The organism is Roseicyclus sp. (assembly GCF_052168335.1).
Lineage (GTDB): Bacteria > Pseudomonadota > Alphaproteobacteria > Rhodobacterales > Rhodobacteraceae > Roseibacterium.
Genome location: NZ_JBQLZP010000524.1, coordinates 1 through 2,183 on the forward strand (window position 1 = coordinate 1; position 2,183 = coordinate 2,183).

Sequence of the window (2,183 nt, forward strand, 5' to 3'; positions counted from 1 at the left end):
ACGTGCTGTCCTACCTCGGGAACGACGCGATCACCTCGCCCGAGGGCGCGCCCTTCACCGCCACGCGCTCGTCGATCCGCGATGCCGGTCGCCGCTGCGCCGCGATCCTGATCGACCTGATCCGCGATCCGGGGCAGGCTCCCGTGCAGGAACTCTGGGAGGTGGAGCTGACCCTCGGCCGCTCCACCGGCCCCGCCCCCGCCCACTGAAAGGACCAAGGCATGCAGGCCCGCCGCGCCGATTTCCCCGACGACTTCCTGTTCGGGGTCGCCACCTCCGCCTACCAGATCGAGGGCCACGCCTTCGGCGGTGCGGGCAAGACCCACTGGGACAGCTTCGCCGCCACCCCCGGCAACGTCGTGCGGGCCGAGAACGGCGACCGCGCCTGCGACCACTACCACCGCTGGGAGGAGGACCTCGACCTCGTCGCGGGGCTCGGCGCCGAGGTCTACCGCTTCTCGACCTCCTGGGCGCGGGTGCTGCCCGAGGGAACGGGCAAGGCCAACCAGCAGGGCCTCGACTTCTACGACCGGCTGGTGGACGGGATGCTCGCGCGCGGCATCCGCCCCGCCGCGACGCTCTACCACTGGGAACTGCCGCAGGCTCTGGCCGACAAGGGCGGCTGGCGCAACGCCGACATGCCGAACTGGTTCGCGGACTTCACCCAGACCGTGATGAGCCGCATCGGCGACCGCGTCTGGTCCGCCGCGCCGATCAACGAGCCCTGGTGCGTCGGCTGGCTCAGCCATTTCGACGGCCATCATGCACCGGGCCTGCGCGACATCCGCGCCACGGCGCGCGCCATGCACCACGTGCTGAAGTCGCACGGCGCGGCGATCGAGGTGATGCGCGCGCTCGGCATGAAGAACCTCGGCGCCGTCTGCAACTTCGAATGGGCCGAGCCCGCCAGCGACGCGCCCGCCGACGTCGCCGCCGCCACGCGCTACGACGCGATCTACAACCGCTTCTTCCTCGGCGGCCTCTTCAGGGGCGAATACCCGGCCGAGGTGCTCGAGGGGCTGGGGCCGCATCTGCCGCAGGGCTGGCAGGACGACTTCGCCCTCATCTCCGCGCCGCTCGACTGGATCGGCGTCAACTACTACACCCGCAAGCTGATCCGCGCGGCGGAGGGCCCCTGGCCCGCCTATGCCGAGGCGCCGACGCGCCTGCCGCTGACGCAGATGGGCTGGGAGATCTATCCCGACGGCCTGCGCGACTTCCTCCTGCGGACGGCGCGGGAGTATTCCGGCGACCTGCCGATCTACGTGACCGAGAACGGCATGGCGAATCCCGACACGACGGACGCGCCCGACACCGCGCGGATCGACTATCTCGACGCCCATCTCGCCGCCGTCCGGCAGGCCATCGGGGGCGGCGCGCCCGTCCGGGGCTACTTCGTCTGGTCGCTCATGGACAATTACGAGTGGTCCCTCGGCTACGAGAAGCGCTTCGGCCTCGTCCATGTCGATTTCGAAACCTTGGCAAGGACCCCGAAAGCGTCCTATGAGGCGCTCGCCCGATGGTGGCGCAGGAACACCGCCTGACGCGCCTGAAGCGAGCCCGACCCGTCCGAGACGAGACACCCGCAATGAGCCCAAGCGACCAAGGCCTTTCGCTCGTCGCCGACATCGGCGGCACGAATACCCGCGTGGCACTGGCGCGCGGCCCGCTGGTCGACGCGGCGAGCGTCCGGCGCTATCGCAACGCGGAACACCCGGGAATCGCGGCGGTCATCTCGGCCTATCTCGCGGATCGCGGCATCGACGACAGCGGGATCACCGGCGTCTGCGTCGCCGCGGCGGGGCCGGTGCGGGACGGCGTGGCGCAGCTCACCAACCTCGACTGGCGGATCGACCGCGAGGTGCTGGCCGAGGCGCTGACGGCGGAGAAATCCGCGGTCCTGAACGACCTCCAGGCGCAGGGCCACGCCATCGGCCACATCGCGCCCGGCAACCTCGTCGAGGTGCTGCCGCAGCCGCCGCAGCCGCCGCAGGCCGCCAAGCTCGTCGTGGGCCTCGGCACCGGGTTCAACGCCTGCCCCGTCTTCGACACCGACGCCGGACGCTTCGTGCCGCCCTCCGAGGCCGGGCACGTCTCGCTGCCGGCGACGGTGCCGGGCCTTCTCGAGGTGCTGCCGCGCATCGCCGACAGCCACGGTTTTCCCTCCGTCGAGGAGGTGCTCT

General features: G+C 71.1%; 2 protein-coding genes and 1 pseudogene. All 3 read left to right on the forward strand.

The window, feature by feature from the left end:
- Nucleotides 1-209 (forward strand): annotated as a pseudogene (locus ACTS11_RS15890) (LacI family transcriptional regulator); the annotation flags it as partial.
- A gap of 12 nt (nucleotides 210-221) precedes the next feature.
- Nucleotides 222-1,544, forward strand: coding sequence for a GH1 family beta-glucosidase (locus ACTS11_RS15895; RefSeq protein WP_442641275.1), 1,323 nt, complete (start codon nucleotides 222-224; stop codon nucleotides 1,542-1,544).
- Between the two features lie 44 nt (nucleotides 1,545-1,588).
- The coding region (locus ACTS11_RS15900) for a glucokinase (protein ID WP_442641276.1) at nucleotides 1,589-2,183 on the forward strand (595 nt) is incomplete at its 3' end.